The organism is Luteimonas chenhongjianii, from assembly GCF_002327105.1.
Classification (GTDB): Bacteria; Pseudomonadota; Gammaproteobacteria; order Xanthomonadales; family Xanthomonadaceae; genus Luteimonas; species Luteimonas chenhongjianii.
Genome location: NZ_CP023406.1, coordinates 402,249 through 417,090, shown reverse-complemented (window position 1 = coordinate 417,090; position 14,842 = coordinate 402,249). Strand labels below are relative to the sequence as shown.

At 69.4% G+C, this 14,842-nt stretch carries 10 protein-coding genes and 1 pseudogene; 8 read left to right on the top strand and 3 right to left on the bottom strand.

Translation table 11 applies throughout. The features are described from left to right. Positions 1-81 precede the first annotated feature (81 nt). Positions 82-219: a hypothetical protein gene (locus CNR27_RS15125; protein WP_157745194.1), complete on the bottom strand. Its 138-nt coding sequence runs from the start codon at positions 217-219 to the stop codon at positions 82-84. Positions 220-549: 330 nt separating this feature from the next. On the opposite strand from CNR27_RS15125, the gene CNR27_RS01900 reads away from it, so the two are divergent. Beyond that, on the top strand, positions 550-1,854 hold the full coding sequence (locus CNR27_RS01900; RefSeq protein WP_096296682.1) for a sialidase family protein: 1,305 nt from the start codon (positions 550-552) through the stop codon (positions 1,852-1,854). A gap of 404 nt (positions 1,855-2,258) precedes the next feature. Here the strand turns inward: CNR27_RS01900 and CNR27_RS01895 are convergent, their stop codons facing one another. Continuing rightward, positions 2,259-2,753 (bottom strand): YciE/YciF ferroxidase family protein, encoded by a 495-nt coding sequence (locus tag CNR27_RS01895; RefSeq protein WP_096296681.1) that lies wholly within the window; start codon positions 2,751-2,753, stop codon positions 2,259-2,261. Positions 2,754-2,944: 191 nt separating this feature from the next. Here CNR27_RS01895 and CNR27_RS01890 point away from each other — a divergent pair, with 191 nt between their 5' ends. From CNR27_RS01890 to CNR27_RS01860, 7 genes and pseudogenes are all read left to right on the top strand, one after another. After that, positions 2,945-3,205: a hypothetical protein gene (locus CNR27_RS01890; RefSeq protein WP_096296680.1), complete on the top strand. Its 261-nt coding sequence runs from the start codon at positions 2,945-2,947 to the stop codon at positions 3,203-3,205. A 157-nt stretch (positions 3,206-3,362) separates the two neighbouring features. Beyond that, complete coding sequence (locus CNR27_RS01885; protein WP_123832632.1) at positions 3,363-4,649, top strand: sigma-54-dependent transcriptional regulator; 1,287 nt, start codon at positions 3,363-3,365, stop codon at positions 4,647-4,649. After that, positions 4,636-4,863, top strand: a complete 228-nt coding sequence (locus CNR27_RS01880) for a hypothetical protein (protein WP_157745192.1) — start codon at positions 4,636-4,638, stop codon at positions 4,861-4,863. The genes CNR27_RS01885 and CNR27_RS01880 overlap by 14 nt, the downstream gene beginning before the upstream one ends. 77 nt (positions 4,864-4,940) lie before the next feature. Next, on the top strand, positions 4,941-5,381 hold the full coding sequence (locus CNR27_RS01875; protein ID WP_245815711.1) for a response regulator: 441 nt from the start codon (positions 4,941-4,943) through the stop codon (positions 5,379-5,381). A gap of 408 nt (positions 5,382-5,789) precedes the next feature. Then, positions 5,790-6,482: pseudogene (locus CNR27_RS01870) on the top strand (response regulator transcription factor); the annotation flags it as partial. Between the two features lie 382 nt (positions 6,483-6,864). After that, positions 6,865-9,399 (top strand): excinuclease ABC subunit UvrA, encoded by a 2,535-nt coding sequence (locus CNR27_RS01865; protein WP_096296676.1) that lies wholly within the window; start codon positions 6,865-6,867, stop codon positions 9,397-9,399. 78 nt (positions 9,400-9,477) lie between these two features. Beyond that, the gene (locus CNR27_RS01860; RefSeq protein ID WP_425435472.1) at positions 9,478-10,590 is read left to right on the top strand and encodes an isoaspartyl peptidase/L-asparaginase family protein; all 1,113 of its coding nucleotides are present in this window, start codon (positions 9,478-9,480) and stop codon (positions 10,588-10,590) included. Between the two features lie 303 nt (positions 10,591-10,893). On the opposite strand, the gene CNR27_RS01855 is transcribed toward CNR27_RS01860, so the two are convergent. After that, the gene (locus CNR27_RS01855; RefSeq protein WP_096296674.1) at positions 10,894-14,841 is read right to left on the bottom strand and encodes a translocation/assembly module TamB domain-containing protein; all 3,948 of its coding nucleotides are present in this window, start codon (positions 14,839-14,841) and stop codon (positions 10,894-10,896) included. Position 14,842 lies beyond the last annotated feature (1 nt).

The window sequence follows — 14,842 nt, the reverse complement described above, 5'->3', positions numbered from 1 at the left end:
CAGCGCCGCGCGGCGATTGTGGCAATCCCTCCGGGCCGGCGGTACCCGTTGACAAGCAGGTCGCTGCGCGCTGCGTCCGCGTCAGTCGCGCAGGCGGCGGCGCCAGGGCAGTGGAATCGCCAACAGCATCAGTCCCACCCATGCCAGCCGGCTGGAGAGGTTTTCGCGTGGGGGCGCGTCGGCCTGCGCGGCCTGGGCCTCGTCATCGGCTGCCGGCAACCGAAACTCTCCGGCCTCCAGCCAGCGGAGAGTTCGCGGGCCTGCGCGAGCTGCTCGTCGCGCGCATGCGGTTTCACGCCTCCGATCGCCAGACGCCATTCCCCGTTCGCGACCGCCATGTGCGCGTCCCCCAGGTGCACATCGATGCCCTCGGCGCGCAAGAGGTCGCAGGCGATCTGCGCTTCCAGCGGAGCGGTGACGCACGACGATGACGCTTGCGGGCGGGTGCGGAGACACGCGGTCATGGCGCAGAAGGTACGCTTGTGGCCTGAATCCGACACGCCCGCGAGCCTTGCCATGTCCGCCTTTCCGTGTGTTCCGCGCCGTGCCATGCCCGCACTGCGCGCACTTCCTGTGGTGCTGGCCGCGTCGCTGCTGGCCGCCTGCGGCGGGGATGCCCCGGAGCCGTCGCGGTCGTCGGACGCAGCCGCGACCGTCGCGGTCGACGCGCCAAGCCGTATCGTCGAATGGGCATTGCCGGCCACCGGTGCCGGCTCGGCCTCGCCCGATCTGGCCATCGGCGCAGACGGCGTGCTGGCGCTCAGCTGGGTGAACTCGCGTGAAGGGCGCCGCCACGTGTTCCAGTTCTCGCGCTTCGACCCAGTCGGGCAGGTGTGGCGCAACGCGCCGACGACGATCGCGATCGGCAACCGGATGTTCGTCAACTGGGCCGATACGCCGCATATCCTGCCGACGCCCGACGGTGCGTTGTGGGCGCAGTGGCTGCAGAAGAGCGGCGATGCGCCCTATGCCTACGACGTCGCCCTGGTCCGCTCCGCCGACGGCGGCGCCAACTGGGGCGCGCCGGTGGTTCCGCATGACGACGGCACCCGGACCGAACACGGCTTCGTGTCGATGTGGCCACAGGACGGCGGCATCGGCATCGCCTGGCTGGATGGTCGCAACACCGTCGGCACGAGCCACGGTGGCCACGAGGGTGGACATGGGAGCGAGACCGACAGCCGCCCGATGACCCTGCGCGCGGCCCAGTTCGACGCCAATCTACGCCGGGTGCGCGAGCACGAGATCGATGCCAGCGTCTGCGACTGCTGCCAGACTGCCGCCGCAGTGACCGCGCGCGGGCCACTGCTGGTCTACCGCGGCCGCAGCGATGGCGAGGTGCGCGACATCATGGCCACGCGCTTCGAGGGCGACGGCTGGACCGAGCCGACACGCGTTCATGCTGACGACTGGGTGATGCCTGCCTGTCCGGTCAATGGTCCCGACGTCGCCGCGGTACAGAACGACGTCGTCGTCGCCTGGTACAGCGCGCAATCGGGCGAGCCGCAGGTGCAGATCGCACGCAGCGACGATGCGGGCGACAGTTTCGCCGCGCCGGTCGTGCTCGACAGCGGCGCCGAGGTGCAGGGGCGGGTGGCCGTCGCACTCGACGACCGGCAGGCGTGGGCGCTGTGGCTGCGCGAGAACGCGGCGGGCGTGCAGTCCTTGTGGCTGTCGCGCCGCAGTCCGGATCTTGCGACCGAATACGAACGCATCGAGGTCGCCAGCCCCCAGGGGCGCGGCCGTGGCACCGGATTTCCGCAGATGCAGGTCCGCGATGGACAGGCCTACATCGTATGGACCGAGGTCAGCGAAGGTGCGCCGTCGCTGCGGGGCGTGCAGGTCGCCCGTTGAGTTGATCTTAAGCGGTAGTAGCGACTGGGCGCTCAGCCCGTCGCCGGGCCCGCCCGCGATAGCACTGCTAGCGCACCACCATCCTGACGGGACGCGGCCGGGACCAGGCCGGCCGCTCCTGTTCGTGGAGGTGTCTTGCTCCGCGAAATGAATCGCCCCGCCTGGGCACCGACGCCGGACTCGGCCGGCGCCGGTGCTCACCCGGCTGCCAAGGACGCGTCATCACGCGTGCATCCTCGCAGGCAAGCGCGCGCTCGCACCAAGCGCCACACGCGAACTTCTCGCAGGCACTGTCCGCACTCAGGTCGCAATGCCAGACCCTGCGGCGCCGGCCCCCACTGCAGCAGACGACAGCGAGTGACAGCGCCCGGCGCTGCCATCCGCCAGACGGCCGGATGTACCGATCAGGCTTGCGCAGCGCGCTGATTGCCGCCCGATTCGGCCAGGATCGTCAGCTTCTCGTCGGTCGCCTTTTCTTCGTCCAGCGTCGCCTTCAGCAGCTTCACCGCGTCGTCGTAGCCGAGCTGCTTGGCCAGGGCGCACAAGGTGCCGTAGGCCGCGATCTCGTAGTGCTCGACCTTCTGCGCGCCGCCCACCAGCGCCGCGTCGCGCACGGGGCCTTTCTCGATCGAGTCGATCACTTCCTTGCCTTCTTCGACCAGCCCTTCCATGGCCGCGCACTTGATGCGCTTGAGGCGGATGCCGAGCAACTCGACCACCTGGTCGAGGCGTTCGATCTGCCCGACGGTTTCTTCCAGATGGGTTTCGAAGGCCGCTGTAAGTTGCGGGTTTTCCGCAGCACGCGCGAGACGCGGAAGGGCCTTGGACATCTGCCGCTCCGCCGAGTGGACGTCCGACAACTCGTGAACGAAAAGCTCTTCCAGGGTCTTGATCGCCATCGCAGTACCTCGAGGTGAATGGGCCGTCAGTTGGCGCTGTCGACGGTGGAGGAAACGTGACCAGGCGACCGACCCTGCGCCCTGACGCGCGCAGTGTTTTCTGCGTCGCGCACTTGCTGCCCGCTGCTGCCCGGAGGTTCACAGGCTCTGGATCTGGGCCCTGAACAATGGGGCCATTGAAGGAGAGCGCGATGACACACACCATCCAGTACGACATGGGCCTGCGCCTCTGGGTACTCAGTGACCCGACCGGACAGATCATCCATACCTACTTCAGCCGCACATCCGCGCTGCAGGATCGCGCGGTTCGCCGCATCATCGATGGCGGCGGGCTGCTGCGGGTCCGTAATGCCGACGGTACCTTCGTGGCCACCGAGGCGATGACGTCTGCGCGTGCGGTTCCGCTTTCGGCGCCGACCGTATCCGAAGCGCTGCCACTCGTATACGCCTGAATACGGAGGTTCCGTTCCGTGAAAGAAGTGCAAGGCGTGCGGCAGTTGCACATCAGGGAAAGGCGCGGCCGCCATGTGCGCGGAAAAGCACAGTGGATTCACGAGCTGTGATCCACAGTCGACACGATGAAAAATCTGCGTGCCGGCGAATGCCGCCGTGTCTGACCTCCTGATCATCGACGACGACGCGGGTTTCGCGGAATCGATCGCGGGGCTCGCACGGACCGAAGGCTTCTCCCCGCGGCTGGCCGCCACCGTGGCGCAGGCGCGCGAAGCTCTGCGCGTGGGCTCGGATGTATTGCTGCTCGATATCCAGCTGCCCGACGGCTCCGGTCTGGATCTGCTGGCGGAAATCGACCCCGCCCTGCATCCGCGGGTCGCGGTGATCACCGGTCACCCCAGTGTCGAGACGGCTGCGCGTGCGGTATCCGGGCCGGTCAACGACTACTTCGTCAAACCTTTCGATCCGATGTCGTTCGTCGCAGTGCTGCGTGAATCGCGGCGGGTCTCGCGCACCGTGGAGGTGCCCGGCGCCGAACCCATCCCGGGCGTCGTCGCGGCGAGCGCGGCGATGCGCGAACCCACGCGACTGGCACGTGCCCTGGCGGCCACGGAAGTAGCCTTGCTGCTGACCGGCGAGACCGGAGCAGGAAAGGACATGTTTGCCCGCGCGATCCACGCCATGAGCGGGCGGAGTGGTGCATTTGTCCGGTTGGATTGCGGATCCATGCCACCCGAGCACCTGATCGAGCGGTTGCTCGGTTCGAGGCGCGGCGAGGGCCAGGGTGCAGGTGACGTCTTTGCGGAAGCATCCGATGGCACCCTGTTCCTGGACGAGGTTTCCGCCTTGCCGGCAGGTTTGCAGGGCGCCCTGTTACGCCGGATCGAGAGCGCTGACGAGCTCGAGCACATGGACGTCCGCATCATTGCCGCGACCCGGCTCGATCCGCGCGTCGCGCTCGCGGAAGGCCGACTGCGCGAGGACCTGTATTTCCGCATCGCGGAAGTCCACATCCCGATCCCGCCGCTTCGCCAGCGCGACGAAGACGTGCTGCTGCTCGCGCGCCGCTTCGTGGATGCGTTCAACCGCCGCTATGACCTTGAGAAGCGATTGTCTCCGCAGAGTGCCCGCACCCTGCGCCGCCACCCTTGGCCGGGCAATGTCCGTGAGCTGCGCAATGTCGTGCACCGCGCGTATCTGCTGGCCCCTGGCGAGGAGCTCGTCATGCATCTGGAGGCTGCGCGGATGCCGCCGCCGCTCGAGGTCGGTGACACGCTGGCGTTCACGCTCGGCACCCCCTGGGCGGAAATCGAGCGTCGGATGCTGATCAAGGCGCTCGAGCACTGCGGCAACGACAAGACTGCGGCGGCACGTCTGCTCGGCGTCAGCGTGCGCACTGTCCACAACCATCTTGCGCGGATGAAACAACGTGAGCACAGCTGACGCCATGGATACGCAGGAACGCGAATGGATGCATGACCTGCGCAATGCGGCAAACGCCGTCGGGATTTCCGTAACGCTCGGCCGGCGCCTCGTCGCCGACGGCGACCATGTGCGGGCGCTTGAAGCGCTGGATCGCGCGGAAGTCGCCCTGGTCCGCATCCGCGACCTGCTGCGGGGCTCCGCACACAGACCTGCCGAGCCCCCTCGCGAGTAGTAGTTCCGGCAGTTCCTGCAGCGAACGACAACGCTGCAGTTGCACAACCGCCGAGCCTCGCGTTGGCTGCACGGCGCATGTCCCAGCATCTCCTCGCTGCCGCGGTCGGACCGGGCGGCATAGACGAGGAGCCCACGTCCATGACGCTACTTTCCGCGCCCCTTCTGAATCGCCACATCCTGCTGGTCGAGGACGACTATCTGATTGCCGATGCGCTTGCAGAAGCGCTTCGGGCCATTGGTGCGCAGGTGCTGGGGCCGGTCGGCAATGTCGAGGACGCGCTGCGTTCCGTGTCGCGAGTGGACGGCCTTGAAGCCGTACTCCTCGATGTGAACCTTGGAGGCCAATGCACCTTCGCCGTGGCCGATGCCGTGCAGGCGCGCAGAATCCCGCTGGTCTTCGTAACCGCCTACGCGCGCGACCTGTTGCCGCCCCGCTTCTCCCGGGTGCCGCACTGCCTCAAGCCCATCGATTTCGATGAGCTGGCGGGAGTTCTCGCGGTACAGATCGCGGGGTGAACCGGGGGTGCTCTAGCGGGGAGGTCCGGCGCGGCGAGTCAAGGCGGGAGACCGCACCGCGTGCCGTGCCCGAGCGAACCGCCGCTCTCCGGACAGGCAGCGCTACGCAGTCGCAGAGGTGATCACGACCTGTGCCTGACGGTCGGGAAGAATCTGCGTGGCGTGAAAACTCTACGGAAGGCTTCACGGCAGCCCAACGTGCAAACACCGACAACAGGTGTCCCCGAAACGCTTCCCCCGCAGGAGCCTCCGACGACGTGCCACAGGCCGCCGGTCGGTGGCACCGAGGGCGTGGGGAACGATCGGATGAGGACAGGGGAATGCCTGCAGGTCGCTTCCTGTCCTGCGCAGAAAGTGTTCCAGGAGTCGCGTCAGCGCGTCCTGGCCAAGGGAACCAGGAGGAATTCAATGCCAAGCAAAACCCGCGGGGTCGTGCTTCTCGTCGAAGACGACAAGACCATGGCGGTACTCGTCGGCGAGTGGCTCGAACGGCATCACTACGAGATCGACTTTGCCGAGGATGGACTCGACGCGATCAACCTGGCCCGCGAGAACGCCTACGACGTCATCGTGCTCGATGTGGCCATGCCGCGCCTCAATGGGGTGGAGGCCTGTCGACGTCTTCGAGAGGATGGCGCGAATACGGAAACACCGATTCTGATGGTGACCGCGCGCGACACCCTGCAGGACAAGATCGACGGGCTCGACGCGGGGGCCGACGATTACATGACCAAACCGTTCTTTCCGGCCGAGCTGGAAGCGCGCATCACCGCCTTGATCCGGCGTCGCCGCGCCGAAGTGGCGCCGGCGATCCTCGAGGTCGGGGACCTGACGCTGGACCCGCGCTCGCAGACCGTCACGCGCGCCGGCGAAGTGATCGACCTGACGCCGACCGGCTTCCGCATCCTGCAGATCCTGATGCGCGAATCGCCACGCGTGGTCACGCGCTCTCAGGTCGAGCACGAGCTCTGGGGCCTGGAGACGCCCGACTCCGACGCGCTGCGCAGCCATCTCTATGTGTTGCGCAAGGCCATTGACCGCGGCCGCGACACGCGCGTGCTGCATACGCTGCCGAACGTCGGTTATCGGGTGCTGCCGATCGAAGCCTGCGATATCGATGCCGCACGGCGACGCCGGCTGCGTGCGCGCAACCGTGGTGCCGAGACACGCACAGGCACGCACAGCACGCGCGCGCACGTCGACCAGACCGCATCGCAGGCTTGAGGCCGGCGCTGCTGGGCCCCTGACGGCTGAGCGACCGGGGACGCGCCCCCGCCGACAGGGGGGCGGCACGCGTCACCGGTAGCGTCGACGTCACAGGCGCAGGCTCCCTGCAGGCGCCGTGCAAACAGCCGGCGCCCCGGCGGTGTCGACCTGACGACCTCGCGCATCGACGGCTGCGCGCCTCGGTCGCACGGTCCGTGCACACGGGCGTGTCAGCCAGACGACGGCATGCCCACGAGCGCGGGCGATAATCGTCGCCATGACAGCCCGCCGCGACCCGCCTGCGTCCCCTTCGCAGGATCCGAGCCATTGCGTCCGCGTCCGCGGCGCGCGCGAACACAATCTCAAGGATGTCGACGTCGACATTCCGCGCGATGCGCTGGTGGTCTTCACCGGCGTGTCCGGTTCGGGCAAGTCGTCGCTGGCCTTCGGCACGCTGTTCGCCGAGGCGCAGCGGCGCTATCTGGACTCGATCTCGCCCTACGCCCGGCGGCTGATCGATCAGGCCGGCGTGCCGCAGGTGGATTCCATCGAAGGCCTGCCACCGGCGGTCGCATTGCAGCAGGCGCGCGGGACGCCGACGGCGCGTTCGTCGGTGGGCAGCCTGACCACGATCTCCAATTCGCTGCGCATGCTGTACTCGCGCGCCGGCGACTATCCGCCGGGGCAGTCGATCATCTACGCCGACGGCTTTTCACCCAACACGCCCGCCGGTGCGTGTCCCACCTGCCATGGCCTCGGCCGCATCTACGACGCGACCGAAGCCTCGATGGTGCCCGATCGCTCGCTGACCATCCGCGAGCGCGCGGTGGCGGCGTGGCCCGGTGCCTGGCACGGACAGAACCAGCGCGACATCCTGACCTCGCGCGGCATCGACGTCGACGTGCCGTGGTCGAAGCTGCCGAAGAAGACCCGCGACTGGATCCTCTTCACCGACGAACAGCCGGTGGAGCCGGTGTACCCGGGCTTCGATCTCGAGGAGGTCCGGCGTGCGCGCAAAGCAAAGGTCGAGCCGGCGTACATGGGCACGTTCACCAGTGCCCGCCGCCACGTGCTGCACACCTTCGCCAATACCCAGAGCGCGCAGCAGAAGAAACGCGCCGCGCAGTTCCTGGTCAGCGCGGCGTGTCCGGAATGCGATGGCAAACGGCTGCGGCGCGAGGCGCTGTCGGTGACTTTTGCCGGTCTCGATATCGCGGCGTTCTCCCAGCAACCTCTCGATGCGCTCGCCGCGTTGCTGGCGCCCGCCGCCGCCGGCAGCACGCATGCAAAGGCGCATCCCGAACAGGCGCTGGCCGCGCAGCGCATCGCCCAGGATCTGCTCGCCCGGCTCAAGGTGCTGCAGGATCTGGGACTGGGCTATCTGACCCCCGCGCGCGCGACGCCGACGCTGTCGCCGGGCGAGCTGCAGCGCCTGCGCCTGGGCACCCAGATCCGCTCGCAGCTCTTCGGCGTGGTCTACGTGATGGACGAACCCTCCGCGGGCCTGCATCCGGCCGATACGCAGGCGCTGCTGCGCGCGCTCGACCAACTGCGCGGCGCCGGCAACTCGCTGTTCGTCGTCGAGCACGAGATCGACGTGATCCGCCATGCGGACTGGATCGTCGATGTCGGCCCCGCCGCAGGCGAATTCGGTGGCCAGGTGCTCTACAGCGGGCCGCTCGACGGCCTTGCGAAGATCGAGGCCTCACAGACCCGGCGCTACCTCGTCGACGGCGACGCGACGGCGACAGGACAGGCGCGCTCGCCCGAAGGCTGGCTGCAGCTGCGCGGCGTGCATCGCCACAACGTGCAGGGACTCGATGTCGACATTCCGCTCGGTGTGTTCACCACGGTCACCGGCGTCAGCGGTTCGGGCAAGTCCTCGCTGGTCGGACAGGCTCTGGTCGAGCTGCTCGGAGCGCAACTGGGCCAGGGCCGCGAGGACGAGGACGTACCGCTCGATCCACTGGAGCGCGGGGTCGAGGTGCCGCTCGAAGGCCACATCGCCGGCGGCGCGGACGCGGTGCGGCGGCTGGTGCGCGTGGACCAGAAACCGATCGGACGCACGCCGCGTTCGAACCTCGCCACCTATACCGGCATGTTCGACCACGTGCGCAAGCTGTTCGCGGCGACCCCGTTGGCTAGGCGGCGACGCTTCGATGCCGGGCATTTCTCGTTCAACGTCCCCAAGGGCCGCTGCGGCACCTGCGAGGGCGAGGGCGCGGTCAGCGTCGAGTTGCTGTTCATGCCAAGCGTCTATGCGCCATGCCCGACCTGCCATGGCAGCCGCTATGACGCCAAGACGCTGCAGGTCACGCTGCGCGGCAAACACATCGCCGACATCCTCGCGATGACCGTTGCCGAAGCCGCTGCATTCTTCGCCGACGAGGCGGCGGTGGTCCGGCCCTTGCAGGCCTTGCTGGACGTCGGTCTGGGCTATCTGCGCCTGGGCCAGCCGGCCACCGAACTGTCGGGCGGCGAGGCGCAGCGCATCAAGCTCGCCAGCGAACTGCAACGCGCGCAGCGGCGCGGCACGGTCTACGTGCTCGACGAACCGACGACCGGTCTGCATCCGAGCGATGTGGACACCCTGATGCGCCAGCTGCAGGGGCTGGTCGATGCGGGCAGCACGGTGGTCGTGGTCGAACACGACATGCGCGTCGCAGCCGCGAGCGACTGGCTGATCGACATGGGCCCGGGCGCCGGGCATGAGGGCGGACATGTCGTTGCTGCAGGGACGCCGGCCGCGGTGGCGAAGTCGGCCCGGAGCCGGACCGCGCCCTTCCTCGCGCAGGCGTTGCGCGTGCGCTAGCGTGCGCAGGCATTCCGGCCGACGGCCTGGATGCCTATCGAACCACGACCCCGGCCCCGGCCGACGAACAGGGAGCAGATGTTGAAACGGATCGGAAAGTGGATGTGCCGGGTTTCGGGCCTGGTCCTGCTCGTGGGCGCTGCGAACGCTGCGGTGTCCTCGCCCGCAGCTCGAGCGACCTCACCGGTGAGCACGTCGGCCGCAGCAGCCGCGCAGCCGGCTGCGCCCGCCGCGACCGTGCTCGCGATCCACGGCGGGGCAGGCGTCGCACCAGGCGATCTCGACGAGGCCGGACTGGCCGATGCACGCGCCTCGCTGGAGGCCGCGCTGCGCGCCGGCCACGCGAGGCTGCAGGCGGGTGCACCGGCGATGGACGCGGTCAAGGCGGCGATCACCGTGCTGGAAGACGCGCCGAGCTTCAACGCCGGGCGCGGCGCGGTGTTCACGCATGACGGCCGCAACGAACTCGACGCCGCGGTCATGGATGGCGCCAGCGGCCAGGCGGGCGCCATCGCCGGCGTGACGCGCGTGCGCAATCCGATCCTGCTGGCCGACGCGGTGATGACCGACTCCCCACACGTGATGATGATCGGCGAAGGCGCGGAGGCATTCGCGCAGGCGCAGGGGATCACGCTGGTCGATCCGGGCTATTTCCGTACCGAACGCCGTTGGCAGCAGCTGCAGCGCGCCCTCCAGGCCGAGCGCATGTCGCAGCCGCAGGCCTCGGTGCTGACCGGTGACGCACGTCCCTACTTCGGTACCGTCGGCGCCGTCGCGCTCGACCGCGCCGGTCATCTTGCCGCAGGCACGTCGACCGGCGGCATGACCAACAAGCGCTACGGCCGTGTCGGCGATGCGCCGATCATCGGCGCCGGGACCTGGGCCGATGCGCAGTGCGCGGTGTCGGGCACGGGTTGGGGCGAGTACTACATCCGCGCTGCCGCCGCGCACGAGATCTGCGCGCGCGTGCGCCTGCGTGGCGACGACATCCGCGAGGCGTCGGATGCGGTGATCGACCGGGAGATTCCGGCCGCCGGCGGCGACGGTGGCGCGATCGCACTCGATGCCCGCGGCCGCGTCGCGTTTCCGTTCAATACCCCGGGCATGTACCGCGGCTGGATCGGCGCGGACGGCGTGCCGCATGTCGCGGTGTTCCGCGACGAGGTGCTGGCGCTGCCGGCCGGGCGTTGAGGCGCAGCCGGCGGGAAGCGGGCGAGCCGTTTTCCCTGATGGAGGGCATGCCCGGCGCTCGATGCGCGGCGCGCCTGCAGGCTGCCCGGCCCCGTCGGGTCTTCGCCGGAGAGCTGCCACAGCCGAGCTGCTCTGCGCGCCGATCGTTGTCGAAGGGGCTGCGCCGGATGGAGCAGAACAGCCACCCAGGCGGCACTCCCGTTTGCGATCAACGCTGCGTTGCGGCACTTCCTGGCCCGGGATGGCTCCATCGGCGCGCGCGAGCATCAGCCAGCCCCGCAAGAAGCGGCTGGCCCGGTTGGATCAGCGCTCGTGGCGCCAGTTGACCGAGCCGCGGCTCTCCAGCGTGCTCGACTCGATCTCGACGTCGAAGCCCGCTCGCAGCAGGTATTTGAGCGTCAGCACCTGGCCGGTGCCCAGCAGCGATACGCCGAAGCCGACGTAGAGCCTCGGCGAGATCTGTTTGCCGAAGCCCAGCACACTGCCGCCGAGCGCGCGCGACTGGGTGATGCCGGCATTGTCGAGGCCAAGACGACTGCCGAGCTGACTGGCGAGGAGGTCGCCCCCGGCGTTGAGCGCGGCCGCTGCCGCGTCGAGCTGCTGGCCTTCGGCGCTGGTCAGGCTCGCCGCCGAGCGGCCCAGCACCAGGTACGACAGCGCCTGCGAATCATCGGTGGACGGGTCGGTCCACACCCTGACCTGCGGCGAGGACGCCCGCCCGGTGACATCGATGCCGGCAGTGATGTCCTCGGCCTCGATGCGGCGCTCCGCGCGCACGTCGAGCAGCGGGTCGGAGACGGGACTGTTGTTGAAGATGAGGTTGCCGCGCGTGACCCGCAGGTCCTGGCCATAGGCCCGGTAGCGGCCATCGACCTCGAGCTTTCCGTTTCCGGTGATCTCGCGGCCCGGCACTGCACGCACGCGCAGCTCGCCGCGCATCCGGCCGTCGAAGCCGAATCCGCGCAGGCCGACGTTGTCGCCGACACCGAGGACGAGGTCGAGTTCCAGGGACGAGGCGGTGGTGACGTCCTCGGGATCCGCGGGATCGAGTACCACCACGTCCGACGAGGTCGACACGCCTTCGCTGAGCTCCTCGAGATCGAGCAGGGCGGTGTCGACGAAGACCTTGCCGCTGAGGTTGAGCGGCTGCCCGGCGGCGTAGCGCAGGGTGATGTCGGGCGAGGCGACGATGTGCATGTCGCTGGTGTCGGCCACCAGCACGTCGGTGCCGCGCAGGGTCAGCACCACGGGCGTGTCATCGCCGCGCCAGCCGATGCCGCCACCGATGTCGAGCGTGCCGCCGCCCGAACGCACGCTGCCGTCGATCCGCGCGGTCCCGTCGGGCAGCGCGTCGAGATCGACGTTGCCGTCTTCGAGCGCGATCGCCAGCGAGGGGATCTCGGTGGAGAAGTCGCGCAGGCGCGCATGGCCGCCGATCGTCGGCTGCGAGCGGGTACCGCCCAGGGCGATGTCGGCAGTCAGCCGCCCGGTCGGCTCGACGATGTCGGGCGAGAACAGTTCGACGAAGGTCAGGTCCTCGATGCTGGCGACCAGCGAACCGGACAGCGGCGAATAGGCATCCCAGCCGTTGCTGATCTGGGCCTGGATGCGCCCGGTTCCGTTGAGCACGGTCGACAGGGTGGCGGTGAGGCGGCTGGCGTCGAATTGTGCATCGAGCACGAAGTCCTCGTAGCTCAGCACCGCGTTGCGCGCGCGCTCGGAAGTCCGCACGCCGCCGCTGGCCGAGCGCACACTGGCGCTGCCGGCGAAACCGTTGCCGACCGGGCGCGCGCTGCCCTCGAGGTCGAGCTCGCCGCGCAGCACGAATGGCCGCCCGCCGTCCTGCTCCGGCAGGTAAGGCGTGAGCAGCGACAGCGGCAGGCCGGTACCGCTGACCGACACGCCCCTGCGCGGCCAGTCCGCACTGGCGCACAGCGAACCCCCCCCGCTGGAGGCGAAGCAGCTCTCGCTCAGCGTGTAGCGCGTGCCGATCTGCTGGAACCGCGCGGGCGACTGCAGCGCCCAGTTCGCGCCGGTGCTCGGGGCCAGTTGCAATGTGGCCAACGTGCCCTGCCAGTTGCCGTTGCGGCGCTGGGCGCTGGCGTCGAGCTGCAGGCTGCCGGCCTCGCCACGCGCGCTGGCATCGAGCTGCAACCGCTCCACCGCGCCGCGTGCGGACAGCCGCACCTCGTCGAGGGCGAGGCCCGCATTGACGCCGGTGGCGATCACATCGAGCGCGCCGTCGCCGCCGCGCCACGGCAGGTTGCCGCGGATGCGGGCGCTGGCTGCGGCGTAGTCGCCATAACGCAGGGCGGTGCCGGTCAGGTCGGCGGCGATGTCCGGCGCGGCGCGCGGGCCGGTCACGCGCACGGTGCCGCGCAGCACGCCACCGGTGTCGGGCAGCAGATCGGCCAGTTGCAGCGGGGCCAGCGTCGCGTCGATGTCGAGCCGGTCGGTCATGGTCGCCGTCGCATCGAGGCGGCTGTTGCCGAGCGTCAGCGCCACCTCGCCTTCGAAATCGCTGCGTCCCGCCTCGCCTGCGGCAGTGGCCGGGCCGTGCATCGCGAATGTCGCATGCCCATCGAGCCGGCGGCCGCGCAGGGTGCCGCCCAGGTCGCGCGCATCCACCGCGACCTCGAGGCCGCCGTCGTCGCGCGTGGCACCCGTCGTGGCGAGGCTGCCGCGGATCGCGCCCTTCCAGTCGCGGGCGAAATAGCCGGGATCGAATCCTGCCAGTGTCGCGTCGAGATTCCATTGCAACGCCGGCGCCCAGGCGATGTCGCCGGCCGCGTCCAGCGTGCCGGTCGGCATCGTGACGCGCGCGGTCTGCAGCCGCAGGTGCTTCTCATCGCCGCGGCCATCGAAATCCACCTTCGCGGCCAGACCGTCACGCTCCACCGTGCCTTTGCCGATCGCGGCCCAGGACGCGGTTGTGCCGGCAAGGCCCAGGTCCACATCGGCGGTGATCGGCGGTGCGGACTCGGCGGCGTCCGGATCGGCGCCGAACTGCAGGCCCCGTGCATTGGCCGCGAACCGGAAACGGACATCGCCCGGTTCGGCGACGTCGGCATGGCCGCGTACCGTGAGCCGGCCATCGAACACATCGACGATCACGGGATCGAGCTCGAGCCGCTGGTTTTCCAGCCGGACCTTCGAGGGCTGCAGCACGATCCGCAGTGGATCCGCGTCGGCCTCACCGATCCGCGCCTCGCCCTGAAGCTCCGCCACACCGCCCTCGCCGTCGGCGCGGAGATCGAAGGCGATCGGCGTGCCGGGCTGGCCACTGCCGGTCAGAAGGCCCGGGTCGAGTCGCGTGCTGTCGGCGCGCAGGGCCCAGCCCGGGGCCTCGCGGCCGCGCAGGGTCAGCACCGCCTTCAGGGGTTCCGGGGCGTGGCCGACAATGGCGATATCCAGCAGAGAAAGATCACCGCGGGCCACCAGGCCGATGCGCGGACGCGTCCGCGCCGGGGGCGCGGGCATCAGTGCGCTGGCGGTGAGGTCCATGCGGTAGTCGTCACCCGGCGCATAGACGCCGTGGGCGGTGAACCAGCCGCGGTCGCTGTCGACGACGATATCGACAAGCTGCAGTTCGCCTTGCTGCGCATCGACGCCGCCGCGGACGCTGCGGATGTCGATCAGTCCCTCGCCGGTCCGTTCGACGCGGAACCCGTCGATGCGGATGGCGTCGGCCTGCAATGACAGTGGCAGATCGATGCGTGGCAGCGACTCGGGCCAACGCGGCAGTTCGAACGGGGTATCGACCGACGCCGGCAACGACAGCACGGCGTTGTCGATGTCGAGCACGTCCAGCCGCAGCCGACGGCCGACCAGTGGCATCACCGCCGGATCGATGGTGACGCGGGCGGCTTCGAACACCAGCACGCGCGGCTCGTCGCACTGGCCGTAGGGCACGGGCTGTTCTTCGACGTCCGGGCAGGTGCGGTGCACGAAGCGCACGTCGTACATCGTCAGCGGACCCGAGGCCGGGCCTTCGGCCGCGCGCCAGGTGAGTTCGGTGCCCGTGGGCAGGCGTGCGGCGATCTGGTGCAGGAGAAAATCGCGACCCCCGAACGTCGTCAGCAACCACCACGCCGCGACGATCAGCAGCACCACGAGCGTGGCGATGCCGATCGCGCTGCGGATCGCGAGCTTGCGTACGCGAGCCCGGCGGCGCGCGCGCAGCTCGGCAATGCGCGCCTCACGCGCCTCGGGCGTCAGGTCACTGGGCAACCGGTGTCGGCGGAACGCCATC

Bases quoted from the DNA above. Each gene is read 5' to 3' on its own strand.
- CNR27_RS01875 (WP_245815711.1), top strand. From the start codon at position 4,941: ATGTCCCAGCATCTCCTCGCTGCCGCGGTCGGACCGGGCGGCATAGAC.
- CNR27_RS01890 (WP_096296680.1), top strand. From the start codon at position 2,945: ATGACACACACCATCCAGTACGACATGGGCCTGCGCCTCTGGGTACTC.
- CNR27_RS01865 (WP_096296676.1), top strand. From the start codon at position 6,865: ATGACAGCCCGCCGCGACCCGCCTGCGTCCCCTTCGCAGGATCCGAGC.
- CNR27_RS01895 (WP_096296681.1), bottom strand. From the start codon at position 2,753: ATGGCGATCAAGACCCTGGAAGAGCTTTTCGTTCACGAGTTGTCGGAC.
- CNR27_RS01900 (WP_096296682.1), top strand. From the start codon at position 550: ATGCCCGCACTGCGCGCACTTCCTGTGGTGCTGGCCGCGTCGCTGCTG.
- CNR27_RS01860 (WP_425435472.1), top strand. From the start codon at position 9,478: ATGTTGAAACGGATCGGAAAGTGGATGTGCCGGGTTTCGGGCCTGGTC.
- CNR27_RS01855 (WP_096296674.1), bottom strand. From the start codon at position 14,841: ATGGCGTTCCGCCGACACCGGTTGCCCAGTGACCTGACGCCCGAGGCG.